Annotated in this window: 24 protein-coding genes; 9 read left to right on the plus strand and 15 right to left on the minus strand. The window is 60.3% G+C overall.

Annotated features, from left to right (window positions below; all coding sequences use genetic code 11):
- The 12 genes from RCH93_RS04200 to pheA all read right to left on the minus strand — a co-directional run.
- Positions 1-379, minus strand: a 379-nt coding sequence (locus RCH93_RS04200) for a hypothetical protein (protein WP_306547066.1), incomplete at its 3' end; no start/stop codon positions are given.
- A gap of 42 nt (positions 380-421) precedes the next feature.
- Positions 422-1,267 (minus strand): DUF5677 domain-containing protein, encoded by an 846-nt coding sequence (locus RCH93_RS04205; RefSeq protein WP_306547067.1) that lies wholly within the window; start codon positions 1,265-1,267, stop codon positions 422-424.
- Positions 1,268-1,542: 275 nt separating this feature from the next.
- Positions 1,543-2,730, minus strand: a complete 1,188-nt coding sequence (locus RCH93_RS04210) for a pyridoxal phosphate-dependent aminotransferase (RefSeq protein WP_306547068.1) — start codon at positions 2,728-2,730, stop codon at positions 1,543-1,545.
- Complete coding sequence (locus RCH93_RS04215; RefSeq protein ID WP_306547069.1) at positions 2,727-4,112, minus strand: FAD-binding oxidoreductase; 1,386 nt, start codon at positions 4,110-4,112, stop codon at positions 2,727-2,729. The genes RCH93_RS04210 and RCH93_RS04215 overlap by 4 nt, the downstream gene beginning before the upstream one ends.
- 44 nt (positions 4,113-4,156) lie before the next feature.
- Positions 4,157-4,825, minus strand: coding sequence for an amino acid ABC transporter permease (locus RCH93_RS04220; protein WP_306547070.1), 669 nt, complete (start codon positions 4,823-4,825; stop codon positions 4,157-4,159).
- The gene (locus tag RCH93_RS04225) at positions 4,825-5,592 is read right to left on the minus strand and encodes an amino acid ABC transporter ATP-binding protein (protein WP_306547071.1); all 768 of its coding nucleotides are present in this window, start codon (positions 5,590-5,592) and stop codon (positions 4,825-4,827) included. Before RCH93_RS04225 ends, RCH93_RS04220 begins: the two co-directional genes overlap by 1 nt.
- Complete coding sequence (locus RCH93_RS04230; RefSeq protein WP_306547072.1) at positions 5,589-6,266, minus strand: amino acid ABC transporter permease; 678 nt, start codon at positions 6,264-6,266, stop codon at positions 5,589-5,591. The genes RCH93_RS04225 and RCH93_RS04230 overlap by 4 nt, the downstream gene beginning before the upstream one ends.
- A 151-nt stretch (positions 6,267-6,417) precedes the next feature.
- Entirely contained in the window at positions 6,418-7,164 is a 747-nt protein-coding gene (locus tag RCH93_RS04235) for an ABC transporter substrate-binding protein (RefSeq protein ID WP_306547073.1), read from the minus strand.
- A 228-nt stretch (positions 7,165-7,392) separates the two neighbouring features.
- Entirely contained in the window at positions 7,393-10,473 is a 3,081-nt protein-coding gene (locus RCH93_RS04240; protein WP_306547074.1) for a PAS domain-containing sensor histidine kinase, read from the minus strand.
- Complete coding sequence (locus tag RCH93_RS04245; RefSeq protein WP_306547075.1) at positions 10,470-11,768, minus strand: branched-chain amino acid ABC transporter substrate-binding protein; 1,299 nt, start codon at positions 11,766-11,768, stop codon at positions 10,470-10,472. The genes RCH93_RS04240 and RCH93_RS04245 overlap by 4 nt, the downstream gene beginning before the upstream one ends.
- Before the next feature lie 148 nt (positions 11,769-11,916).
- Complete coding sequence (locus RCH93_RS04250; RefSeq protein WP_306547076.1) at positions 11,917-13,752, minus strand: ABC-F family ATP-binding cassette domain-containing protein; 1,836 nt, start codon at positions 13,750-13,752, stop codon at positions 11,917-11,919.
- 49 nt (positions 13,753-13,801) lie between these two features.
- Entirely contained in the window at positions 13,802-14,905 is a 1,104-nt protein-coding gene (gene pheA / locus RCH93_RS04255; protein WP_306547077.1) for a prephenate dehydratase, read from the minus strand.
- Between the two features lie 382 nt (positions 14,906-15,287).
- Between pheA and RCH93_RS04260 the strand changes: the two genes are divergently transcribed.
- From RCH93_RS04260 to RCH93_RS04275, 4 genes are all read left to right on the plus strand, one after another.
- A complete protein-coding gene (locus RCH93_RS04260) occupies positions 15,288-15,554 on the plus strand; it encodes an RNA-binding protein (RefSeq protein WP_306547078.1) in 267 nt (88 codons plus the stop codon).
- Between the two features lie 249 nt (positions 15,555-15,803).
- Positions 15,804-17,087, plus strand: a complete 1,284-nt coding sequence (locus RCH93_RS04265) for a DEAD/DEAH box helicase (protein WP_306547079.1) — start codon at positions 15,804-15,806, stop codon at positions 17,085-17,087.
- Positions 17,088-17,207: 120 nt separating this feature from the next.
- Positions 17,208-17,411 (plus strand): cold-shock protein, encoded by a 204-nt coding sequence (locus RCH93_RS04270; protein WP_306547080.1) that lies wholly within the window; start codon positions 17,208-17,210, stop codon positions 17,409-17,411.
- A 90-nt stretch (positions 17,412-17,501) separates the two neighbouring features.
- On the plus strand, positions 17,502-17,681 hold the full coding sequence (locus RCH93_RS04275) for a hypothetical protein (protein ID WP_306547081.1): 180 nt from the start codon (positions 17,502-17,504) through the stop codon (positions 17,679-17,681).
- Between the two features lie 251 nt (positions 17,682-17,932).
- On the opposite strand, the gene RCH93_RS04280 is transcribed toward RCH93_RS04275, so the two are convergent.
- Both RCH93_RS04280 and hisF read right to left on the minus strand, forming a co-directional pair.
- Positions 17,933-18,424 carry a hypothetical protein gene (locus tag RCH93_RS04280; protein WP_306547082.1) on the minus strand — a complete coding sequence of 164 codons (492 nt, stop codon included), beginning with the start codon at positions 18,422-18,424 and terminating at the stop codon, positions 17,933-17,935.
- Between the two features lie 214 nt (positions 18,425-18,638).
- A complete protein-coding gene (gene hisF / locus RCH93_RS04285; RefSeq protein ID WP_306547083.1) occupies positions 18,639-20,213 on the minus strand; it encodes an imidazole glycerol phosphate synthase subunit HisF in 1,575 nt (524 codons plus the stop codon).
- Positions 20,214-20,420: 207 nt separating this feature from the next.
- On the opposite strand from hisF, the gene RCH93_RS04290 reads away from it, so the two are divergent.
- From RCH93_RS04290 to der, 3 genes are read left to right on the plus strand one after another with little or no spacing between them, the layout of a single operon-like run.
- A complete protein-coding gene (locus tag RCH93_RS04290; RefSeq protein WP_306547084.1) occupies positions 20,421-21,323 on the plus strand; it encodes an NDP-sugar synthase in 903 nt (300 codons plus the stop codon).
- Positions 21,320-22,360: an aminoglycoside phosphotransferase family protein gene (locus tag RCH93_RS04295; protein ID WP_306547085.1), complete on the plus strand. Its 1,041-nt coding sequence runs from the start codon at positions 21,320-21,322 to the stop codon at positions 22,358-22,360. The genes RCH93_RS04290 and RCH93_RS04295 overlap by 4 nt, the downstream gene beginning before the upstream one ends.
- Positions 22,357-23,694, plus strand: coding sequence for a ribosome biogenesis GTPase Der (gene der, locus RCH93_RS04300; protein WP_306547086.1), 1,338 nt, complete (start codon positions 22,357-22,359; stop codon positions 23,692-23,694). Before RCH93_RS04295 ends, der begins: the two co-directional genes overlap by 4 nt.
- Positions 23,695-23,732: 38 nt before the next feature.
- Here der and RCH93_RS04305 read toward each other — a convergent pair whose 3' ends face one another.
- The gene (locus RCH93_RS04305) at positions 23,733-24,068 is read right to left on the minus strand and encodes an Hpt domain-containing protein (protein ID WP_306547087.1); all 336 of its coding nucleotides are present in this window, start codon (positions 24,066-24,068) and stop codon (positions 23,733-23,735) included.
- Between the two features lie 97 nt (positions 24,069-24,165).
- Between RCH93_RS04305 and tilS the strand changes: the two genes are divergently transcribed.
- Together tilS and RCH93_RS04315 are read left to right on the plus strand one after the other, a co-directional pair.
- Positions 24,166-25,203, plus strand: coding sequence for a tRNA lysidine(34) synthetase TilS (gene tilS / locus RCH93_RS04310; RefSeq protein WP_306547088.1), 1,038 nt, complete (start codon positions 24,166-24,168; stop codon positions 25,201-25,203).
- Positions 25,204-25,426: 223 nt separating this feature from the next.
- Positions 25,427-25,660 (plus strand): DUF1104 domain-containing protein (locus RCH93_RS04315; protein ID WP_306547089.1); only part of this gene is annotated, 234 nt, incomplete at its 3' end.

Below are 25,660 nucleotides of genomic sequence, written 5' to 3' on the forward strand. Positions count from 1 at the left end.
GCCGGGCGGTGGGGTGCGGAACCGGATGAAGGGGCAAACTGTTTGAGCGCAGCGAGTTTTTGCCCCGCCGGTTTCGCGGCTCGGCGACCGGGGTAGTCTCAGCGGCCGGGCTGCCCTTTCTTTTGATTCTTTTTCTTTGGGCACGCAAAGAAAAGAATGCTGCTCCCGCAGGGAGGCTATGGTTGGTTGATAGAAGAGAAAGTTCGAAATGGATTTGGGTTGAGACGGAGAATGTGGAAATAACTCTGCCTGTTTTTCGTGATGCCGACAACCTTATGGAGCACGTCAATGTAATCTGCCAGCCGGACTGGCGCCGTTCCGCAATATTCACGGTGAAAAAATAGGCGCCGTCATCAACCCTCACGGGCCGGTATCGCATTGCATCTCTTCGGTCCCATGACACAATGTTGGGGTTCGTTCCTCATCCCAACCTTGTATCAACTAAAATATGTTGGGGAGCCTCTTTGAGGAAATCTAGAATTTGGGAAAAAGATTCTATCCCTTTCGTTAGTTTAAATTGTTGAGAGCACATTATTAATGATTCAATATACATTTTTCTGGCATATTCGAGAGAAACACCATAAATGCTTTCAAGTGTTTCTTCTGAAAGGTTGGAATAAGCTGCGCTTCCTCCATGTGTGTATGAGCTGAGGAACGAATAAATTTCCAAATATTCCTGTTCGTACAACGGCCCAAATTTTTCTGCGCGTTCTTTTATAGATAGACCTGTCCAGTTGTCAGGCCAATTGACTTTTCCTTTTTTAGTCATTCCCCAAAGAGATTTTACTTTTTTCTCAATCGATTCATGTCTACCTGTGTATTCAACAAAACTTTTGCGTCTTGCTGAGTCAAGTAAAGAATTATGTATTAACTCCGGATGCTTAATTTGAAGATCTACAATTCTTTTAGCTTTTTTGTAACGATCTATTTCTGGAAATGCATGGAATTGATCTATCTGGATTTGTTGTATGTTGGGTGATGAAAGGAGTTTTATGTCGAGTAATAGCTCAAATACTGTACGGGATATAATTGCTACTGCGTTAAAATCCAGTTTTTTATTTAGGCGTAAAAGTGAATTCGCTAGAAAGTGAATGCGATAAAAGACACCAATGGTAGCCTCTTCTTGTTTTGAAAGATTGATTTGTCCCTGTAATGTTGGAATAATCCGTTTCTCTATAAAATTTACAGCATCCTGGATGCCATCATGATACGAACTTATAAGTTCATGTGTGGTGAAATCAGGGATTTCGGGCAGCTTCGTATTCATTTATTTCGATGCATAACAGTTCAATAAGTGGAATTTTTTCCGCCATATCATTCCTTGTGGGGGCAAGATTTCCGCGTATTGTTTTTTATTGAAAATACTCCACATATTGCGATCATAGGAAACGATATATGGAAAGTTAAAAGAAAAATACGGCGGACGTAAAATGGGGACGGATTTATTTGCGATCATTCCCCTGTATTCGGGGGTAACCCTCGATTATTCTCACCAACTCCGACCACCCAGGCCATCTTTCCCGCATCGGCGGCTCAGTCCTTCTATCGTTTTTTCCCCGCCTGCAACCACCCCGCAATGCGATCAAAGGCCTCGTTGATCTCCGCCTCCTCGCCGCCAAAGGAGAGGCGGAGATGCCCCTCGCCTCCCAATCCGTAGCAGCCGCCCGGAATGGCTATCACCCCGGCTCCGTGCAACAACTGGGTCGCCACCTGGTGTGACGGCGCATCCGAGAACAGATAGCGGGCCATGACGTAAAAAGCCCCCCTGGGATCGACATACGAAAAAAAATCCCGCAAATCATCCAGGCGTCGGCAGCAGAGCTCGCGCCGCCTGCGCAACTGGCGCCGGCACTCGGCCAGCCAGGCCGGATCAGCGTCCAGGGCCGCCAGGGCCGCGTGCTGCGAGGGCGTGGGCGCGCAGATGGTGGCCGCGTCGTGGACTTTCATGATCTGGGCCATCAACCCCTGCGCCGCCGTCACCCAACCGATCCGCCAGCCGGTGAGCGCATATTTCTTGGACAGCGACGAGACGCAGACCACATGGTTGCGGCACTGCGGCAGAGCAAGCGGCGACAGCGGCGTTCGGCCGTCGTAGACGAGATAATCGTAGGTTTCGTCGACCACCACCACAAAATTCCGTTCCATGGCCAGATCGCAGAGGGCCAGAACCTCGGCGTTGGTAAAGACGTTGCCGGTGGGATTGCCGGGGTTGCACAGCATCAGCGCCCGGGTTTTCGGGGTGACGGCGCGGCGCACCGCCTCCAGGTCCAGGCCCCAGTCGGCTGTCAGCGGCGCATACACCGGCACGCCGCCGGCCAGATGAATCTGCTCGATGTAGGAGGCGTAGGTCGGCGAGGGCAGGATCACCTCGTCGCCCTGGTCCACCAGGGTCAGCAGGGTGGCCAGCAACCCCTCCATGGCGCCGACGGTGAGGCAGATCTCGCTTTCCGGGTCGATCTCCACTCCCCTTTCTTCGCGCAGGGCGCGGGCAATGCGGCGGCGCAGTTCCGGCAACCCGGTCTGCAGGGTGTATTTGCCGCTGGCCGGGTGGTTGCGCAGGGTGCGGATGACCTCGTCAACCACTGCAGGCTGGGTCGCAAAAGAGGGCACGCCCTGGCCAAGGCTGACGCAGCCGCCGATCCGGGCCGCCTCCTGGGCCATGGCCTTGGTGGCGGAGACCGCAATGGCCTGGACCCGGCGGCTGATTGGCGGGAAATTGGCGTCGTTCATGGGAAGATCTTGCCGGGATTGAGAATCAGGTTGGGATCGAAGAGCTGTTTGATTCCCTGCTGCAGGCGGATGCTGGCCGGGGAAAGCTCCAGGGGCAGAAATTCCTTTTTGGCCAGTCCGATGCCGTGCTCGCCGCTGATGGTTCCGCCCAGTTCCAGCACCATCTCCAGCAGGGCCTTGACCCCTTGCTCGGCGCGCGGTTGCCGCGCCAGATACTGGGTGGTGATGTTGAGGTGGATGTTGCCGTCGCCGGCGTGACCAAAGGCAAAGATTTCGATTGCGTAGCGGGCTTCAAAGTCGGGCAGGGCGTCGACCAGCCGGGCAATGGCGCTGAGCGGCACGGCCACGTCCTCGGGGATGTAGAGCACGGCGTGGTCGTGGATGCGCAGGCTCACCTGGCGGCGCACCTCCCAGATCCGTTGCCGATCCTGCTCGTTCGGCGCTCTAAGAACGTGGATTGCGCCTTCGTTGGTTGCCAGGGAAATCACGGTCTCCATCTCGGGCGCGATCTGCTCGGCCGGGCCGTCGAGTTCCATCAACAGCAGCGAGGGCTTGCCTGTCGGCAACTCAAAAGGCAGCAACTCGCCGACCAGGGCCAGGCAGCGGTGGTCGAGAAATTCGATGGCGCTGGGCAGGTGGCCTTCAGCCATGATCCGGGCCACGGCACGCATGGCCGCGCCCATGGAGGCAAAGGCGCAGAGCGCGCCGACCGTGGCCGGCGGCCGGGGGATGAGCTTCAAGGTCAGGGCGGTGATCACCGCCAGCGTCCCCTCGCAGCCGACCAGCAGGTTGGTCAGATCGTAGCCGACCACGCCCTTGCGGGTGCGGACCCCGGTGTTGATCAGGGTTCCGTCGGGCAGGACCGCTTCCAGGCCGAGGATGTAGTCGCGGGTGGTGCCGTACTTGACGCAGGCCGGGCCGCCGGCGTCGGTGGCGGCGTTGCCGCCGATGGTGCTCAGGTCCATGCCGGCCGGATCGGGCGGATAGAAGAGGTTGTGGGCGGCTGCGGCCTCGCGCACCTGGCTGCTGATCGCTCCGGCCTCGACCTCCATGGTGAAGTTGGCGGCGTCAATGGCGCGAACGGCACAGAGCTCGCGGGTGGACAACACCACCCCGCCCAGATGGGGCAGGCAACCGCCGGCAAGCCCTGAACCGCCGCCGCGCGGGGTTACCGGAAAGTTATACTGGTTGGCCATCTTGAGTGTCGTTTGCACGTCGTCAACGGTTTGGGCGCGCACCACCAGCTCGGGCCGGTGGGACAGGGTCGAGGCGTCGACGGCGCAGGCTTTGAGCCCGGCGGGATCGGCGACAACGGCCCCAGGGCTGAGACGGCGCTGGAGCAGGGCAATGATTTCGTCGGTAAGCGGGTTGTAGGGAAACATGGAAAGAAAAACTGAAAAGAGGGTGTGTGGGGAAATGCAGTCAGTTACTGATGACCGAAACCTGGAATGTAGAGGCGTTGCTCGATTTTTTTGAGGAAGAAAATCGCCAGGCTCACCAGGGCCAGGTAGTAGAGGCCGATGATGGCAAAAACCTCGGTAAAACGGAAGTATTCGGTGGCAATGGTCTTGCCTTCGCCGGTCAGCTCCATGCAGGTGACCACATAGGCCAGGGACGAATATTTGATGAGATAGACGATCTCGTTGCCGCAGCCGTGGATGGCCCGCCGCACCGCCTGGGGCACGATGATGCAGCGCACGGTCTGCCAGGGGGTGAAGCCCAGGGCCTGGGCCCCGAAATACTGGCCGCGTTTGATCGACAGCAGCGCCCCGCGCACGTATTCCGACTGGTAGGCGCCGCTGCAGAGCATGAAACCGGTGACTGCGGCCGCGTAGGGGCTGAGATAGACGCCGACGTTGGGCAGGCCGAAATAGAGCACGAACAACTGCACCACCAGCGGCGTGCCGCGAAAGAGCGCCGCGTAGCCGTCGCCCAGGAGGCGTACCCAGCGGTCGCCAAACACCCGCAGCGCCCCGGCGCTGATGCCGATCAACACTCCGCCCAGGGCCGAGGGGATAATCAAGGCCAGGCTCATGAGCAGGCCCTGGTTGAGGGCCGCCAGCAGTTCCTGGTAAAAAGGGGAGAGCGTCAACATCAACAACCGCCGTCGGCCAGATCGTTGAGTCGGTCGCAGAAACCCTGGCTCTTGCTGGGGTTGCCCGAGGTCAGCAATTGGGCCGGCGAGCCCTGCTCGACGATAACGCCGTTTTCCATGAACAAAATTTCATCGGCCAGGGTGGAGATCAGGCTGATCTGGTGGGTGGCCATGATCATGGTCATGCCCTTGGCGGCCAGGGCGCGGATCACCGCGATCACCTCGCCGATCAATTCCGGATCGAGCGCTGAGGTCGGTTCGTCGAGCAACAGGGCCTTGGGATCCATGGCCAGGGCCCGGGCAATGGCCACCCGCTGTTTCTGGCCGCCGGACAACTGGGCCGGGTAGAGCTCGGCCTTGTCGCCCAGTCCCACCTGTTCCAACTCCAGTCGGGCGCGCTCCGCAGCCTCGCGTTTGCCTAACTTTTTCACCTTGCGCAGGGCAATGGTAATGTTGTCCTGGGCGCTGAGGTGGTCAAAGAGGTTGAAATCCTGAAAGATCATCCCCACCTGCTGACGCAGCCGGCAGAGATCGGCCTTGCTGGCGAGATCGATCCGCTCCTCGCCGAGATGAATTTCGCCGGCGTCCGGGCGCACCAGACAGTTGATGCACTGCAGCAGGGTCGATTTGCCGCCGCCCGAGGGGCCAATCAGCACCTTGATTTCCCCCTTGCGCAGGCTCAGGCTGACGCCTTTGAGGATGCAGGTCTCGCCGAAGCATTTGCTGATGTTGTCGACCCGGAGGATCGGGGTGGTGTCTGTGATCATTGGATGCCGTGGGTGTAGCCGGGGATGCGGAGGCGGCGCTCCAGTGCGCGCAGCGCCGCGACGCCCAGCCAGGTAAGGAAGAAATAGAGCAGGCCGGCGGTGATGTAGAGCGGCAGATGCTGATAGGTGCGCGAGGCCACAAACTGGGTGCGGGCCATGATCTCCGGCGCGCCGATGACAAAGGCCAGGGCCGAATCCTTGAGGATGATCGAGTACTCGTTCGACCAGGCTGGAATCGAAACGCGCAGCGCCTGCGGCAGGATGATTGAGCGGATGGTCTGGAGTTCGCTCATCCCCAGGGCGCTGGCCGCCTTGAACTGACCGCGCGGCAGCGACAGGATCGCGCCCTTGAAGATGTTGGCCTGATAGGCCCCGGTGGTCATGCCCAGCACCAGGGCCACCGAAAAGAAGGCGTTGAAAGGCAGGCCCAGGTAGGTGAACAGGCCGAAGTAGAACAGAAAAAGCAACACCAGCACCGGCACGCCGCGAAAGAACCAGACATAGCAACTCAGCAGCAGCCGGACCGGTCGGCCGCCGTACACCAAACCGACCGCGATGCAAACGCCGAGCAGCAAACCCAGCAGCATGGCCGCGACCACGATCCCGGCGGTGTTGATGGTTCCCAGCAGCAGATAGGGCAGGGAGTCGGCAATAACGGTCAGGCTTGTCGGCATGTCGCGGAGTTGAAAAAGGCAAGGCTCGCGGCCCTAGTGGGGGCCGTGGGCGTCTGGGTGGAGGGCGGCGCAGGAAGCAGGCAGGCTGTTTCCTGACAGAAAAAAGGCGGGCGGAGTTAAGAACCCCGCCCGCCGAGCAGTGATCGGGCGGTTACTTCTCCAGCTCGTATTTCTTGATCAGCGCTTGCCAGTCCGGGGAGGCCATCAGTTTTTTGAGGCTGGCGTTGACCTTGTCGAGCAGTGCTTGGTCGTCCTTGCGCACTGCGTAGCCGAATTCCTCGGTGTCCATGCCAAAGGTGCCGAGCACTTGCACGTCCTTCTTGGCGGCGGCGTCCTTGGCCGGGGCGTCGTCCATGGCGGCGGCGTCGATGCGGCCGTTGAGCACGTCCTCCACCGCCAGCGGCGAGGAGTTGTAGTAGCGCAACTCAAAGTTCCAGCCCTTGGCGGTTGCCTGCTCTTTGAGCCATTTGGCTTCGGAGGTGCCCTGCTGAACGCCAAGGATTTTTTTGCCGCTCAGGACGTTTTCCACGGTCAGGGGCGAGCCCTTTTTGACCACCATCACCTGTTTGATCACCCAGTAGGGGTTGGTAAAGTTGACCTGTTTGGCGCGATCCGGGGTGATGCTCATGCCCGAGGCGATAATGTCGATCTTTTTGGTGACCAGGCTGGTGATGATGCCGTCCCATTCGATTGGTTGATGGCTGACCTCAACCCCCATGTCCTTGGCGATCCAGTTCATGGCCTCGACGTCAAAGCCGCTGGGCGCGCCGGTTTTGTCGACAAAGGCAAAGGGCGGGAAATTGGCGTCAATGCCGTTGGTCAGCTTGGTGGCCGCCACGGCGTGGCTGCCGATCAGGAACAGGGCGCTGACGAGGAGCAGCAGGCTTTTGCGGATCATGGCGTCTTCCTTTTTGAGTGTTTGATTGCCTGGATGTCCTCCAGGAGCGTGCGTCGAGCGGCGTAGAAAGCCTTCTCGGCGCGGGTAGGCCTCACCGCCGTTTGTATAGTGAAAATCGCCAGGGGTGTCAATGGGATTTGCGGACAGGAGGCAGAGGCCGCAAGGCGGCTGGGGCAGGCAGCAGGCCTTGTGTTTTTGCTGCGGGAGACGGTGCGAAATCTCGGTTTTTTACGCCAGCAGGGCGGCAACCGCCTTGCCTAGATCTTTCAGGCTATAGGGTTTTTGCAGGTATCCGGAGACGCCCAGGCGCAGGGCCTCCTGCACCTCGTCGCTTTCGGAAAAACCGCTGACGATCAGGGCCTTCTGGCCGGGATGGAGGCGAATGATCCGCTCGTAGGTCTTGCGGCCGTTGATGCCGACGCCCATGAGCATGTCTAGCAGCACCAGATCCGCCCGATGTTCCTGGAGGTGTTCGACCGCCGCCTCGCCTGAAGCGACTGCGATGGTTTGGTATCCCAAGGATTCGAGCATCTGGCCGGCGACGTCGCGTTGCAGCGGTTCGTCGTCGACAATCAGGATGGTTTCTCCGTGACCCCGGGGGACCGCCTCTTCCGTTTCAATTTCGGCCGGGAGCGGCGATTCGGTCGCTGCCGCCGGGAACCGGAGGGTAAACGCCGTGCCCTGGTCGCTGCTGGCCACGGTGACGCCGCCATGGTGATCCTGGATGGTGTTCCAGACCACGGCCAGCCCCAGGCCGGTGCCGCTTCGGCCCATTACTTTTTTGGTGTAAAAGGGCTCGAAGATGTGCTCGATGTCGGCCTGGGCAATGCCCGATCCCGAATCAGCGATTTCCAGCACAACATAGCATCCCGGTTCAATGCTAAGCTGCCGGGCCTCTGCCGGTTCCAAGGTTTCGTTGCGGGTCCGGATGGTGATTCGTCCGCTGTGGGCAATAGCTTCGGTGGCGTTGGTGGTGAGGTTCATCAGGCTTTTTTTGAGATGGACCGGCGAGCAGGACAGGGGCCAGAGATCAGCCGCAAACTCGGTGGCAACCGCGACGCCGGGGTGCCGGGCGAGCAGGGCCTCGTGTTCCGGCGAGGCCAGATATTCGCCGGCCAACTGACTGAGCGAGCAGGTCCGTCGCTCGCTGCTGACGCCCCGAGCCACCGTCAGCAGGTCGGCCACCACCGCCGCCGCCCGTTGCCCCGATTCCTGAATGGCCAGCACCGGCTTACGCAGCTTGCTGTCAGGCGGCAGTTGCATCAGCATCAGATCCGGATAGCTGACGATCCCGGAGAGGATGTTGTTGAGATCGTGGGCCACGCCGCCGGCCAACAGGCCAATGGCCTCCATCTTGCGGGCTCGCTGCAGCTGGGTTTCCATGGTTGCCCGCGACAGCTCGGCGTCTTTGAGTTGGGTGATGTCGTCATAGACAAAAACCACCTCGCCGGTGGGAATTTTGTAGAGATGGCCCTGGCTCCAGCGGTGACGATCCTCATGGTGGTAGAGGACAGGCGGCAGCGTGATCGGCTCGCCGGTCAACCACACCTGGCGCATCTTGTCCAGCAACCCGGTGGGCGCGACGCCGGGACTGCTTGCAACCAAACTGCTGCCGAGGAGTTCGCTGCGAGGACGGCCCTCAATGCGTTCCGCCGCCCGGTTGAGGTCGCTGACGATGAAATCGCGGCCGTCGTCAACCGCCCGCAACACGCCCACACCGCTGCTGGTGTGATCAAACAGGCTGCGGTAGATCGATTCGCGCAGCGCGCTTTCCTCCTCGGCCGCCTTCAGGTCGGTCAGGTCGATGTGCAGGCTGTACATCTCCTGCTGGCCCTGGGGGCTGGTCACCGTAAAATAGGAGACAAACACCGCGACCTCCGCGCCGTTCGCGCCTCTGAACCGGGCCTCGCCGCCGGCAAGGGCGACGCCGTTTTCGATCCATTGCCGCAGTTGTCCCTCAAGCGCGTCCCGTCGGGAATTGTCGGCAACCAGGTCTTCAACGGGCTGGCCCAACGCTTCAACCCCGGCCCGGCCATAGAGGCGTTCGCAGGCGTGATTCCAGAAAAAGACCCGTCGCTCGCGGTCAAAGCCGATGATGCCGACATTGGGCAGCTCGTTGGCGATGCAGCGGAAGCGCTGTTCGCTCTCGCCCAGCTGCACGGTGCGCTGTTCGATTTTCCGCTCCAGATTGTCGACCAGTTCCTGGATGCGGCCGCTCATCAGGTTGAAGGTCCTGCCCAGTTGGCCGAGTTCGTCAGCCGGCGATTCGGCGGCGGCGGCGCTGAGCCGTCCCTGCTGGATCTGGGCGGCGCAGGTGGTGAGCGCCGCAATCCGTTCGGTGATGGCGCGGGAGACGAAGCGGCTGACCAGCACGCCAACGACGATTGCAAGGAGTGCGGAAACCGTCAGAAACAGGGCGGCGGCCTGGAGCGAGTGGAAAATTCTGTCTTGGGCGGTGCGCACTTCGATCCCCGCCTGCCTGATCAGCGCTTGAGCAATGGGTTGCGCGCCGCTGGACTGCAGGTTGAAATCATTAAATTTATTTCGTATGGCCAGGTCAACGGCCAGGATTTCCTCGCCCGTGCTTTTTAACCGCGCGGCCAGTTCGCGGATGTTTTGCGCTTCCAGGGCAGGCAGTTTTGGCGAGCCGTCGAGTTGGTTGTGCAGATTGGCCAGGGCATTGAAAGCCGACTGCATGATGTGCCGCTGGCGGGTGGTGCGATATTCCTGGTAGTGGTGCAGAACGTCCATGCTCAGGGCGTTGAAGGGGGCGAATGGGGCGGATTTGGAGTGCAACGTGGCCAGCAACTGAGAAAATTGCGCTTCCAATCCCCGTTCTGGATCGGCAAGACGGGTGATCAGATCGATGGATTCCAGGGAGGTGTCGGCGAAGCGTTTGGCCGAGGCAAGGTAGACGTTGAGGTCGACGTCATGGCGGCGAAGGTTTTTGCCGACATCGGATTGGGCAATCAATTTTTTCAATTCGGCGCTGGCGGCAACAGCTTCGGCGATCAGGCGAACCGAAGGCTGAGCGAACTGGACATGCGCCTCGGCAAGACCGATCCGATTCTGTTGGAGGAAGAAATCGCCGTGCAGCCGGCGCGCCTTTTCCAGCAGCCGGTCCATGTTGAGCACGGTGCGTTCAATCGCGCCGCTGGCGCTGATCGTCTTCCTCGCCTGATTGGCCAGGTGGAGGGAAAAGAGCCAGGCGGCCATGGTCAGGACCAGGAGGGCCAGCAAAGCGCCGAGTCCCAGACGGAGCTTGCCGGCGATGCCCAGGGGCCTCCGCTGGGGAAACATCCGCTTCATTGCCGGGCCTGCGGCGTTCCGGGGATGGAGGCTGCGCCCCGTTGCAGGGGCGCATAGGTGAATTGCACGTTTTTCTGCAATCCTTCCACTCCTTCCTCTGGAATGGTCAGGCGGAGCACGTTGAACGCCGGATTCGCGCAATCGCCGAATTGATCGCAGTTGAGGACGCCGGTGACGCCCTCGACGTTGGCGCTGGCATAGAGTGCACGGCGCAGGGCTTCCCGGCCGATCAACGTCCCGCCGTCGCCCAGGCGAACTGCGGTCTGCTCAATGGCTCGGAACAGGAGTTCGGCGGCGTCAAAACTGCTTTGGTAGTAACTGGTGGCGGGCAAACTCTGGAAGGCCGCGAGGTAGGCCTTCGCCAACTCAAAGCTGCGGGGCGTTGTCGCGGGACTCGGGCCGACAAAGTACATTCCCCGGGCGAGGTCGCCCATGGCGGCAATGAACGAATTTTCGATCAGCGCCCCGTCGCTCATCAGCACGATGTTGGCGAACTGCTCGTTCTTTCGCGCCTGCGACAGGATATGATTGCCCTCGGGCTGGAAGAGCGGAAAAAAGAGGAGTTCGGCCTGCGAATTGGCCACGGCGGCCAGGACCGGTTGCATCTCGGTGTCCCCCTTGTCGATGGAGGCGTCGAGCGCCACGGAGCCGCCCAAGGCGGTAAAGGTGCGGGCAAAACCGTCGGTCAATCCCCTGGTGTAGATGTCGCCGTCGTTAATGGTCGCGGCCCTGCGGACGCCCAGTTTGGTGTAGGCGTAGGTGGCGGCGGCCGGCCCGGAGTGTTCTTCGTTGGAGGCGGTTCTGAAATAGCCGGGTTGCCAGTGGGGCGCGCGTTTGCCGCCAATGGCGGTGAGGAAGGGGGCGCTGTTGTTGCCGGAGATCATCGTCAGGCCGGCGTCCGACATGACCTGGGCGGCGGTTGCGGCGGCGTTGGAGCAGGTGGTGCCGAAGATGGCCACGGTCTGCGGATCGGCGACGATCTTGAGCGCGGCGTTGGCGCCGCCCTCGCTGGTGCAGCCGCAATCCTCGGTCTGGAGGGCGACGGGATGGCCGGCCACAGTGTGTTGACGGCCCTTTAGGGACAGCTCCAATCCTCGGATCTGTTCAACGCCCAACGGCGCCACCTTGCCGGAAAGCGCCTGCAGCACGCCAAGTTGCATCGGTTCTCCGGGGCCGACAACAACACACCCCAAGGGATCGGTGCAGACCGGCGCTGTTTGCTCCTGGCCGCAGGAGGAGAGATGGAGCAAAAAGAGCAGGCCAAGAAGAATGTATCCATAGCGCGCCGTGGGCATGACGGACTCCTTGCGGGGATGGCGTTCACTTCCGGGTGGTTGGAGGCGAAGAGGAGAACGGGGAATTGTCCTCGGTGGGAGTATAAGGCAAAATGGACCGAAACGACAAAGAATATTTGCGCGTTCGAGGAGGACGGAGGGGGAGGGTTCAGCCCAGCCGGCGCTGTTCGAGCTCGTCCCAGCGGTCGTAGAGCTGTTCGGTTTTGGTCTGCAGCTCCTGTTGTTCCTGCCAGCACTGCTGCAGTTGGGTTGAGTTGGCCATCACCTCGGGGGCGCTCATCAGTTGGGCCAGTTCTTCCAGGCGGGATTCGGCGGCGAGGATCAACTCTTCCATCTGGTCGTACTCGCGCTGATCCATATAGGAGAGCTTGCCGGGTTTGGCCTTGACCGCCGGCTTTTCCTTGGCGGCGGCGACTGCCTTGGGCGCCTCTTTGCGGTCCCGGTCCTGCATCATGGCCAGCCACTGCTCGTGGTCGGCGAAATATTCGGTCTGCCCCTGGCCGTCAAAGCCGAGCACCAAGTTGCAGACCCGGTCGAGCAGGAACCGGTCGTGGGTGACCAGCACCAGTGCCCCGGGGAATTCGCACAGGCTTTCCTCAAGCACGTCCAGTGAAGGGATGTCGAGGTCGTTGGTGGGTTCGTCGAGCAGGAGGATGTCTGCGGGCTGGCGCATCAGCCGGGCGATGAGGATGCGGGCCTGTTCGCCGCCGGAAAGGCGGTTGACCGGGGTTTCCAACTGATCGGCGCGGAACAGGAACCGCTTGGCCCAGGTGACCACGTGCAGGCTCTGGCCCTGGTACATAACGCTGTCGCCGTCCGGGGCCAGGGCGCGGCGCAGGGTGACTTCGGTGTCCAGTTGCTCGCGGCGCTGGTCAAAGTTGACGATGCGCACGTTTTCGGCGGTGACCACGGTTCCCTGGTCAGGCTTCGGGCCGTCGGCGTCGGCGGCCGCCGCCAGGATTTGCATCAGGGTCGATTTGCCGCTGCCGTTGCGGCCCAGCAAGCCCAGGCGCATGCCCGGCGTCAGGGTGAGGTCCAGGCCGGAGAAGAGCGGCGGACCGTCGAACCCCTTGGTCAACCCCGTACCGGTCAGCAATTTTTTGGTCTTGCGCAGGGTGCTCTCAAAGGCAATCCCCACCTGGCCGGCCGAGCGGTTTTTGGTGCGCACCTGGCCCAACTCCTCCTGAAGTCGCCCCGCCTCCTCGATCCGGTAGCGGGCCTTGGTGCTTCGGGCCTTGGGACCGCGCCGCAGCCATTCGGTCTCGCGCCGCATCTTGTTGGTCAACCGTTCTTCCAGGTTTTGCCGCTGGAGGAGGTAGTCGGATTTTTTTTCGAGGAAATCGGCGTAGGTCCCGCGTACCTGGAAGGAGCCTTCGGGATAGACCGGGGCCAGTTCGATCACCCGGTTGACCGTGTTTTCGAGAAAGCGGCGGTCGTGGCTGACCAGGAGAAAGGCGGCCGGGCTCTCGGGCAAATTGGCCCCCAGCAACCGCTCCAGCCAGAGGATGCCCTCAATGTCCAGATGATTGGTGGGCTCGTCCATGATCAGGATTTCAGGCCGGGTGACCAGGGCGCGGCATACGGCCAGCCGTTTGCGCCAACCGCCGGAGAGCAGGCGCACCGGCTGTTCGGGGTCGGCGAACTGGGCCCGGCTGAGTAGGGCGTGCACCCGGTTGTACTGTTCGGCCTCGTCGATGTCCAACCCCTTGATCGCCGCATAGAGGTTGTCGATGCAGTTGGCCGTTTCATTGAACAGATCGTCCTGGGCCACGTAGCTGGTGCGCGTCAGTTTCTGGGTGTAGACCGTGCCGCTGTCCGCCTGGGCAAGACCGCAGAAGATTTTAAGCAGGGTCGACTTGCCCGAACCGTTGGGTCCGATCAGGCCGACCTTGTCGCCTTCGCAGATCATCAGGGTGACGTCGGAAAACAGGGTTTGGGCGCCAAAGGCCTTGGACAGGCCCTGGCAACTAAGAAGCGCGCACATGGGAAGAAAAAACCGTTACCGCTGAGTGGTTACGCTTGTCGATGATCGATCAAGCGGCGTCGCCGTTGAGGTTGATGTCGTCGGCCCGGGGGTAAGAGCCGAGCACCTCGTAGTAGGCGCAGATTTGCTTGAGGATGTTGCAGGCCTCGTAGATTACCGGATCTTCGATGTGGCCGATCATGTCAAGGAAGAAAAGGTATTTCCATTGCTTGTCCTTGGTCGGCCGGGATTCGATCTTGGCCAGGTCGATGTTCTTGGCCGAGAGGATGGTGAGAATCTCGTTGAGCGCGCCGGGACGGTTGATCAAACCGATCAGGATCGAGGTTTTGTCGCAGCCGCTCTTTTTGGGCGACTTGCGGCCAATGACCAGGAAACGGGTGGTGTTGCCCTGGTAGTCCTCAATGCCGGGCACCACCACCTGCAAACCGTAGGTGTTGATGGCCAGCGAACTGGCAATAGCGCCGATGTTGGGGTTGTTGGCCGCCATCTGGGCGGCGGTGCCGGTGGAAAAAACGTCCAGGGTGGGGATTTTAGGCAGGTTTTTCCGCAGCCAGTTGCGGCACTGGGCCAGGGGTTGGGAGTGGGAGGCCACGGTCTGGATGTCCTCGATGTTGCCCGAGCGACAGACCAGGTTGTGGGTGATGGCCAGTTGGATCTCGCCGCTAATTTTGACCTTGTACTTCATAAAGGCGTCGAGCGAATAGGTGACCGCGCCTTCGATGGAGTTCTCCACCGGCACGATGCCGTACTGCACCCGTTCTTTTTCCACTTCCTCAAAGACCTCGGCGATCGACTCCATGGGCAGATATTCGGCGGTCTGGCCGAAATATTTGACCCCGGCAAGATGGGAAAAGGTCGCCTCAGGACCGAGATAGGCGACGGTTGCCTTGCGTTGCGACAACCGACAGGTGGTGATGATCTCGTGGAAGATCGAGCGCAACGCCTTGTACGGAAAGACGTCGTTGTTGTATTGCCGCAGCCGTTGGTAGATCTCCAGTTCGCGCTGCGGGTCCCATTTGGCGCGGTTGGTCTCGCTCTTGAGTTGGCCGATGGTCTTGGCGCAACCAAGGCGCTCCTTCAGCAATTCGAGGATGGTGTCGTCGATCTGGTCAATACGTTCCCGCACCTGCGGAATATTTAATTTTTCGTCCATGGCGCCTGCGTGGTCAGAGAAAATCGGTGCACAAACTGGGGGCGAATTGAAAGGAAGGGCAGGGGCGTTGGTCGCGCTGTGGTGCGCCGCCCTGACCCGAATCCCTGCATCCGCCGAAAAGTAAAGTCGGCAACTATAGCATTGTTGCCCATGAATGGGAATACCTAAGGTGGGGCCAGCGCTTGGCGGGGATTTTTGGCTTGGTTGTCGGCGTCTTTTTCTCAGATGAGAATTATTCGCTTGCAATGGCGCTTGGGATCGGTTAAAGTAAGAAGCCTTACAACATTTAGCATTTTCTTTTTTGATATCCAACGCTATCAATTTCGTATCCTTCGATACCTGAAAAGTTTTTGCTTGCAGCCCCCTTTGTGGAAGGATGAGCATGAAACTTTTCATCGGTAGTTTGCCTTATAATATAACCGAACCCGAGCTGTCCGCACTCTGTAGCCCCTTTGGTGATGTGGTCAGCGCTAAGCTCATTGTCGATCAGTTCACCGGGCAGTCCAAGGGCTTTGGATTTGTCGAGATGTCCAGCCGGTCCGAAGGTCACAAAGTGATGGACGGGCTGAACGGCAAGGAATACAACCATCGAACGCTTGTCTGTAATGAAGCCAAGCCGCCGGCCAAAAAAGGCCAGAGGCGTCGATAACGCATCAACCCGCACAATTTTTTTATCAGTTACGTGCCTCTCAAGCATCCAACAAATCTGTTCGAATCCATCGAGTCGCTGCTTGTCGCTTGTCTGCCGTATCCCCTCCGTCTGTTTTCTGCCGCTGTCGGCAGATTCACACCCCAAATTTTCGCAATTATCCGACCCGTCTGTTGCCTGCCGCCGCGTGCGGCAATCCTGCGCCTTAAACCGCGTTTGGCGACCCTGTCCTTGATTGCAGGAGCATGAATGAGTTTTAACGATTTCCATTTCAACGATCACATCACCCAAGCAATTCAACAGTGCGGTTTCACCGCGCCCACCCCTATACAGCAGCAGGCCATTCCTTCGGTCCTTGAGCGGCGCGATCTGCTCGGCCTAGCGCAAACCGGCACCGGCAAGACCGCCGCATTTATCCTGCCGACCGTGCAGCATCTCATGCAAACCTCCGGCAAGCAGGTCAGGGCTCTGATCATTGCCCCGACCAGAGAACTGGCCGAACAAATTAACGCCTTCACCCTGCAGATCATTCGCAATACGCCGCTGCGCACCGTCGCGGTGTACGGCGGGGTCGGCAAGCAGGGACAGGTCGCAAAGATTCGCAACGGCGTCGATATCGTGGTGGCCTGTCCGGGCCGGCTGCTGGATCTCCTCAACGACAAGGCAATCAATCTGAGTCAGGTTGAGACGCTGATTCTTGACGAGGCCGACCACATGTTTGACAAGGGGTTTCTCCCCGACATCCGCCGCATTTTGCGCCAGTTGCCCAAAGAGCGGCAATCGCTGGTGTTTTCGGCAACCATGCCCGGCGAAATCAGGCATCTTGCCGAGGACATTCTCAAAAATCCGGTGACCGTGCAGATTAACCTCACCCGGTCGGTGGACAGCATCTCTCATCGTCTCTATTCGATTGATCAGGGACAAAAGACGGATTTGCTTTTGCACCTGCTCAAGGATGAGGAAATGGCCACCACCCTGGTGTTCACTCGCACCAAGTACAAGGCTAAAAATTTGGCCCAGCGACTGGCGCAATCAGGGTTCAAGGCCACCTCGCTGCAGGGCAACCTGTCGCAGAGCAAACGGCAGCAGGCCCTGGACGGCTTTAAAAGCGGCGCGTACACCATCCTGGTCGCCACCGACATTGCCGCCCGCGGCATTGACGTCACCGGCATATCGCATGTAGTCAACTACGACATGCCCGACACCGCCGAGGCTTATATCCACCGGACCGGTCGCACCGGCAGGGCTGCCTGCACCGGCGAGGCTCTGACTTTTGCCACCAATGAAGACATTCGGATGATTCGTCTCATTGAAAATTCGTTGAACAACAGGATGCGTCGGCAAACCGTTGCTGATCTGCCTGTTGTCCGCAATGCGCCGACAGGCGAGCGTTCGGAGGTCAGGCGTGAACGACCGGCCGGCGCTCCCCGCAGCAACAAGGGACCCAAGGGGACGTCAACGCCCCGTTCGTCCCGGAGCAACCGTACTGCAGCATCGTCTCAGGTGTTTGGCCTTGCCGGCCGCTCTAAATGACGATTGACGCACAATTTGCTGAATGATCCCAAGGATGATTCAGTGGAGTACCCATGGTCCCAAGGCGGGGCCAACCACCAAACCGTGCGCCCCGCGCACAACGAAAGAGGAGTAGTGACAATGGCTGAAGGAACTGTAAAATGGTTTAATGATTCTAAGGGTTTTGGTTTTATCGCTCAGGATGGCGGCAAGGATGTTTTTGTACATCATTCCGCAATCCAGGCTGACGGCTTCAAATCACTCCAGGAAGGTGAACGCGTCAGCTTCAATGTGGTAGATGGCGCCAAAGGCCCGGCAGCCGCCAATGTCGTTAAAATTCGATAAGTAAATCTGTTGTTATAGAGAACCCCGCCTTGTGCGGGGTTCATTGTTTTGGCATTGCCTGTCAACCACAGCTGTCAACGGGGGAGTGTTTTGGTCAAACGCACGAATTACAAACAGGAAAAACGGATCAAGGAACTGGAAAAACAAAAAAAGAAAGACGCCAAAAAAGAGCGGAAAATCAATAAAGATAGAAACGCTCAAGAAGGCGACGAGTTTGTGCTGGATGACATCGTGCAAGACGAAGTCACGCAGGGCGAGACCTTGCCGTAACTGGCTTATTTCCTGCTTTCCCCTCCTCTGAGCATCGCGCTTGGTTTGTCCGACAAACCAAGAGGCCGCATCTCTTTTTCCCCACCGATCAAAGCACCTCTTCCGTCGCCCCGCTGACAACAGCGGGACGAGGCGGCAGGCCTCCACGCTCCCCATTGGTTGTGGTGGCTGGTGCATCGCTTTACAGATAAGAAAAAAATCAAACGTTGAGTTGGAACAGCGACGGCGCAAGAGAAGGCTTTGCCCGACGTTCAGGCTTCCAGTTGGCCGGCGGCGCGGACGAAAAAAAGCCGCCACGCATCCGAGGTGTTGAGGATCGCGGCGCCGATGGTTTTGCCGGCCCATTCGGTGGTTTCCCAGCGCGGCTCGATGTGCAGCACCGGGATGGCGGGGTTGTCGTTGGAGAAGACGGTTAAGGGCACTTGGCTGCGATACAGCTGTTCCGGCAGTTTGCACAGACAGATGCCGCTGGGTGAGATGTTGTCAATCTGGGCGGTGGCAAAAAGACATCCGTCGGTGACGTGCACGGAGGTGTTGGCAAGTTGAATGCGGGGCTGGCGCCGTTTGTCCCTGCTTTTTGCAGCTGGATGGCTCGGCTCGCTGTCGGCGGACGCCGGGACGGAACGGGAAAAAAGTGCGCCGGCGGAGTTGGCCCAATGCCGCTGCACCGCCCGCAATAGCCGTTTGAAAGGCGGTTGGGGCGCAACGATTGGCAATGGTCTTTTGGGGGGAGAAGAAGGCATGACATTCCCTTGTCTGCAGTGACGGGAGATTGTCCCCCGGTCACCTTGAATCCGATCTTGCTGTATTATAGAGGCAGATCGACCAATCGCAAAGAAAAGATACGGTCAGGCCCGAGGCAAAAGAGGCGGCAGTTTCTCTTGTAAATGGAATAAGCGGATGTGACTCAACGCGCGGAGCCGTTTTTCTACCAATAAACGGCTCCGCAGCAAAGGCTTAGGCGGGCCGGATTTCGATGGTCGGACGCAGGAAGTCTTTCACCTCGCCAATCGGAACCTCTTTGCGGTGGAAGATGCCGGCGGCCAGGGCCGCCTCGGCCTTGGTTCGGGTGAAGACCTCGCGGAAATGTTCGGCGCAGCCGGCGCCGCTGGATGCAATCACCGGGATGGTGACTGCGGATTTGACCGCGTTGATCAATTCCAGGTCAAAGCCGGAGTTGGTGCCGTCGCGGTCGATGCAGTTCAGCAGGATTTCTCCTGCCCCCAACTGCTCGCATACCTGGGCCAGGGTGACGGCGTCGACCTCGCGGCCTTCGCGGCCGCCCTTGATGGTGCATTGATACCAGCAATAGCGCTCGCCGTTGGGTCCGGGAAAAGCGGTTTCGATCACTTTGTGGGGCGCCGCGTCGGGACCGGAGACGTACACCCTGCGCGGATCAATGGAGATCACCACCGCCTGGTTGCCGTAGACCCGGGCGATCTGCTCGATGGAACTCAGGCCAGTGGCTTTGCCGGTTTTGATCACCTCTTCGACGATCAGCACAGCGTCCGAACCGATGGACACCTTGTCCGCGCCGGAGCGGAAATACTGCGAGGCCACCTCAAGCGCGCTGTAAAAACGGCCGTTTCGGTCGGTGAAGTCGCGGATGCCGCCGCCGATGGTCAGGGGGACAAAGACGTTTTTCGACGTCTGCTGCAGGACTTCGAGCATGGGCATGTCCTGGAGCGGGAAGTCGCGGAAGGCGGTGATGTTGAGAAAGGTGATCTCGTCGGCGCCCTGCTCGTAGTAGTCGCGCGCCAGTTCCACCGGCTTGCCCAGGTTGCGGACGGCCCCTTCTTCGCGGACGTCGTACTGGTCGCCCTTGGTGACCACCAAGTCGCCCCGGTCGTTGGCGCGCACGTCCAGACAGGCGATGACCCGCTTGGCCAGCACTGTGGTCTGCGGACAGGCGGCGGGCCGCACGGCCTCGCGGTCGGCGGCAAGGAAATTCTCCAGCAGCTTGAGCCCGGCGCGACCGCTCTTTTCCGGATGGAATTGGGTGGCGATCATGTTGCCCCGCTGGATGGAGCTGACGAACTCGTAGCCGTAATCGGTGGTGGTCAGGATGTCGTCGGTGGTGGTCGGGGCGACATGGTAGGAGTGGACAAAATAGAATTTTTCGTTGCCCTGCAGCCCGTTGAACAGCGGCGAAGCCTGACGCGCTTTCAGCCCGTTCCAGCCAATGTGGGGGATGGCAAGCTCGGTGGTGAAACGCTGCACCCGGCCGGGCAGGATGCCCAGGCCCGGTTCCTCGGGCGCTTCTTCGCTGGACTCAAACAGCGCCTGCAGGGCGACGCAGATGCCGAAAAAAGGCTTGCCCGAGTGGAGGTAGCGAACAAGCGGTTCGCGCAGCTGCTTTTCGCGCAGGGTGCGCATCAGGGCGCCAAAGTTGCCGACTCCGGGGAACACCAGACGTTCAGCGCGGTCAATGTCCGCGCCGCTGTTGACCAGCGTCACGGTTTCGCCCAGGCGTTCAATGGCGTTCACAACCGAGCGGACATTGCCGGCGCCGTAATCAAGAAGAGTAATCATGGTTTTTTCTGCTCAGAGGCTTGCAAGGAAAGAAGAGAAACTGTACAAGGTCAGGCGTGCCGGCGCTCAACGGTTGATCTTCCGTGTCCCCGCGCTTGCCCGTGAATGCTGAGATTGTAATATTCAATCGGCCGGAAAAAATGATTTGTAGAGCAGTTTCCGGTTCAAGTCAAGATCAATTCAAGCTCAATCGCCAGACGCGCTGACATGCAAGCCATCCTTCTTGCCGCCGGGTACGGAACCCGTTTGCGGCCGTATTCCGCCATTCGGCCCAAGCCGCTGTTTCCTGTACGCAATCAGCCCCTGCTGCATCGATTGCTGGAGCAGCTGCGGGCCTGCGACTGCCGGCCGGTGGTGGTCAACGCCCATCATCTGGCCGAGCAGATCGAGGCGGCGCTCGCCCTCTGGCCCGAGGCGCTGGTGCAGGTCGAGCCCGAGATTCTCGGCACCGGCGGCAGCCTGCGCAAGGCCCTGGACCGCATGGACAACGATCCGGTGCTGGTGATGAACGGCGACCTCTACCATGGAATCGACCTGGAACAGGTGTATCACCGTCATCTGGGCTCAAAAAACGACGTCACCCTGGTCCTACACGATTATCCACGCTTCAACAACGTCGGCGTTGTCGGCGACCGGGTGCGCGGCTTCGGCGTCGATGCGGGCGCGGCCGGCGAGCAGCTGGCCTTCACCGGCATCCACGTGGTCGACCCGGAGGTGATCGAGCGGATACCGGCGGGCAGGTTCCATCACATCATTGATCTTTACCGGGAACTGGCCGCAGAGGGGCGGATCGGCTACTGCCGGGTGGACGGCCTGCCCTGGCGGGACATCGGCACGCCGGCGGATTATCTCGACCTCCACCGCGAGCTGCTTGGCCAGGAGGGAGGCTGGGTGATTGACCCCGCCGCCCGGATCGGATCGAACGTGGTTTTGGAGGATTGGGGCTGCATCGGCGCAGGCGCGGTGATCGGCGACGGCGCGCGTCTCTGTCGCAGCGTGGTCTGGGACGGGGCGGAGGTCGCCGACGGCTGCGTTTTTGTCGACGCGATTGTCACCGGCAATGCCGAGATCGACGCCGCATCGTGCCAGAGCCGGGAGTCACGGCCATGAACGGTGGCCAGCTCATCACCCTTTCCGGGCTACTGCTCGGCAAATCCGCCGCATCCTGGAACGAGTCGACCGTGCAGACCCAGGCCCTGGTTCCAGACGGCTCTTCCCGCCGCTTTTGCCAGCTGCGGGGACCGGGCCAGCAGACCGTGATCGCCATTCTGCCGCCGGAGCAGGACCCGCGCGGTCAGGCCGAGGCCGTCGCCTTTTACCGCATCGGCACGCATCTGCGCAAGTCCGGCGCTCCGGCCCCGGAGATGTTCGCCTTTGATCCGGCCACCGGGCTGGCGCTGTGTGAGGATCTGGGCAACCAACGCCTCTACGAGCAGGCGGCTGAGCAGGGGATTGAGAGGTGTCTTCCGCTGTACGAACAGGCCGTGCGTGGCCTGGCCCGGATGCAGGTGCGGGCCGCCAAGGGGTTTGACCCTGGCTGGTGCTGGGACACGCCCCGTTACGATTGCCAGTTGATGCGGGAGCGGGAGTCGGGCTACTTCCTTCGCGCCTGCTGCGTTGATTTGCTCGACCTTGATTTTGACCGCGAAGCCGTGGAGGCCGAATGCGCGCAGCTGGCCGAAGCCGCCGCCCAGGCCCCGGCCGATTTTTTTCTCCACCGCGATTTCCAGAGCCGCAACATCATGGTGGACGCGCAGGGGGTGCGGTTCATCGATTTCCAGGGCGGTCGCCTCGGGCCCCTGGCCTATGACCTGGCCTCGTTGCTGCTTGACCCTTATGTGGCTCTGCCGCAGGCCATGCAGAACCATTTGCAGGCCGTGTATCTGGACGCTCTGCACCGGGAAATCCCCTACGATTCCGACCAGTTTCGCCGCGAATACGTCTTCCTGGCCCTGCAACGCAACCTGCAGGTTTTAGGCGCCTTCGCTTTTCTGAGCCAAATGCGACAAAAGCCTTTTTTTGCGCAGTTTCTTCGGCCCGCCCTGGCCTCGCTCGGCGCGCTTCTTGCCAAACCCGAGGCCGCCGGGTATGCTGCCCTCAACCATTTAACCGACCAATGCCGCCAGGAGCTTGAAAAACGATCATGACCATGGAAAACGCAACCCTGGTGGCCCTCATCGGCCGCCCCAACGTGGGTAAATCCACCCTGTTCAACCGCATGGTCAAGCGCCGCGACGCCCTGGTCGACCCGACTCCGGGCGTCACCCGCGACCGCCACTACGCCCGCGTCAGCTGGGAAGAACATCCCTTTATGCTGGTGGACACCGGCGGCATCGACGACGAGGACGACACCATCACCAACCACATCCGCCATCAGGCCTTGCTGGCCATTGAGGAGGCGGACATCATTTTTTTCCTCATGGACGGCCGCGAGGGGTTGACCCCCAGCGACATTGAGATTGTCGACCTGCTACGCCGCACCGAGAAAAAGGTGTTTTTCATCGTCAACAAGATCGACAGCCCGGACGTGGAAGACGCGCTGCTCTCTCCCTTCTGGGAACTCGGGGTGGACGAGCTGTGGGCGCTTTCCGGCGATCACGGTTTTGGCTTCAAAACCCTGATGGACAGCTTGCTGCCGTGCCTGCAGCAGAGCGATCTCCAGATTGAGCTGCCGGAAAACACCATGCGGATCGCCTTCCTCGGCCGGCCCAACGTGGGCAAGTCGTCGATGGTCAACACCATCATCGGTCAGGAGCGGATGGTGGTCTCCGAAATCGCCGGCACCACCCGCGATTCAGTCGACACCCTGGTCAGCCGCGACCAGTACACCTACCTGCTGATCGACACCGCCGGCATCCGCCGCAAGGGCAAGACCACCGACAAGCTGGAGAAATTCTCCATCCTCAAGGCCTTGAAGGCCCTGGGCCGCTGCGACATCGCCCTGGTGCTGATCGACGCCGAGGAGGGAATCACCGAGCAGGACACCAAGGTGATTGGCTACACCCAGGATCAGGGGCGGGCTTTGATGATTTTAATTAACAAATGGGATCTGATCAAAGACGATAAAAAGCGGCAGGAAAAGTTGCTGGAAGAGGTCGAGGAGGCGGTCAAATTCATCCCCTTTGCTCCGGTGCTCAAGGTTTCGGCCCTGACCGGGACCGGCGTCAAACGGCTTTTTCCGGAGATCGGCAAGGTGCACCGCCAGTTCCACCAGCGTTTCCCCACCGCCGCCCTCAACCGGTTGCTGGCCGACGCGGTGGCCAAACACGAGCCGCCCTACCACCACGGACGCCGCCTGAAATTTTTCTACACCGCTCAGTTGGGCACTGCGCCACCGCTGTTTGCGGTGGTGTCCAGCGCTCCCAAGGCCATTCATTTTTCCTATCAACGCTACCTGACCAATTGCTTCCGCGACGGTTTGGGCTTGGATCGGGTGCCGGTTCGCCTGCTGTTCCGCGAACGGAGCGGGCGCAAGAAGTAAGCGCACGCGGCGCCGTAATGACGGTCGTCGCGGCGTCGTCAGTCCTCACAGAACAGCGACACCGTGTACTGCAGATCAGTGATCATGGCCTGAAAGTCGAGGGGGCTGTTGCCGCTCTTGCACTGCTGTTCAATGGTCTGGGCGGTTTCCGCCAGCTCGCTCAGGCCGATGTTGAGCAGGGCGCCCTTGACCGCGTGGCTGGCGCGGCTGAGCTGTTCCATGTCGCCGTCGGCCGCCAGTTCGGCCAGCCGGTCCATGTGGGAGCGCAGGGTGTTGACGAAGACCGGAATCATCGTCTCGGTCTTCTCCTCGCTGAGCAGATAGGCGGTTTGGAGATGCTGTTTCATCAGATGCAGATATGCCGCTCGATCCATTGCCGTTTCACTCCTTGTTGCGAAATTTCCTCAATTTTCCCCAGCCCAGCATAGAGCATTTTCATTTTTGATTCAAGGACCGGACAAGGAACACACCGTGCTGCATCCCCTTGAGCATACAATCCGCCGCACCCTGCTGGACGAGTCGCTGCCGGTCCGGGGCCGCCGGGTGCTGGTCGGGGTGTCCGGCGGGGCCGATTCCATGGCCCTGCTCCATATCCTGGCGGCGCTGCGGAGCGAGTTTTCTTTGACCCTGGTTGCCGCCTATGTCGACCATGGCCTGCGGCCGTCGGAAACTCCGGCGGAGTGGGCCTGCGTGCAGGCGGCGGCGGATCGGTTGGGGGTTGATTGCGTCCGCGCGGCGGTGGATGTGCACGCTACCGCTGCCGCGCGCAAACGCTCACTGGAACATGCGGCCCGTGAATTGCGCTATCAGACCTTTGCCGGGTTGGCGCAGGAATGGGCGACCGATCTGCTGGCCGTGGCCCACACCGCCGACGATCAGGCGGAAGAGGTGCTGCTGCGGCTGTTGCGCGGCGGCGGCCGCAAGGCCCTTTCCGGGATGCGGCTGCAAGCGGGCGATCTGATCCGGCCGCTGCTTGGGGTCCGCAAGGCGGAGTTGCTCGCCTACCTGGGCGACCTGGGGGTTGGCTATTGTTTTGATTCCAGCAACGACGACGCCCGATTTCTCCGCAACCGCGTCCGCCGCCATCTCCTGCCGCTGTTGGAGGAACACTACGACCCGGGCGTCCGTCGGGCTCTGCTTAAGACGGCCGCCAATCTCGGTGAAGATGAGGATCTGCTGGAGCGCTTGCTCGACGAGCGATGGGCCGAAGTGGTTGCCCTGCAGCATCCGGAAGACCCCGCCCACCTGGTTTGCCGCCTGGGGCGCGCCGCCTTTTGCCGCCTGCATCCGGCCCTGCAGCGCCGCCTGATTGAAAAATTGCTGTGGACCCTGGGCGCAGCCGCCCAGTACGAGCAGATTGTCGCCGTGCTTGCGGCGGCCAGATCCGGCCGCAACGGCAGCGAACTGCACCTCAGCCAGGGGCTGCGGGTCGCTGTCGGCCGGGATTGCCTACAATTTTCCTATCCCCTGGGCAAGGGCCCCTGGCGCGGCCGCCTCCCGACCCGCTGACCTCGCGTTTGCTTCCCTCCCGTTCGACATTTACGTCGAGCCTTGGCCGCAGGATGTCGAATCATCCTTTCCCTTGGATCGCGCCGATTCTTCTAATGCACCGATTTATCGACCTCATTCGAATATGCTGTCTTGGCATGGTTGTTGATATGTAAGAAGCGAAGGATATGGATGGGTTCCCCGCGGGGAATCGTCGAACAACCCAAACCAATGAGGTGTACGCATGAAAACAATGAAACGAACCCTGTTTGCCGTTTGCTGTCTGATGATGGTTGCCGGAGCCGCCTGGGCCGTCGATTATTCCAAGATGTCCAACGATGAGCTGAGCGCGGCGCGCGGAACCCTGCAGCAGGCCACTCAGGAAGATTGGAACGCCTTTCACACCGAGTGGTGGAAACGGCTCAGCGCAATGACGCCGGAAGAACGGCAGAAATACATGGGTCCAGGCATGGGGCGC

This window comes from Desulfobulbus sp., from assembly GCF_030824455.1.
Lineage (GTDB): Bacteria > Desulfobacterota > Desulfobulbia > Desulfobulbales > Desulfobulbaceae > Desulfobulbus.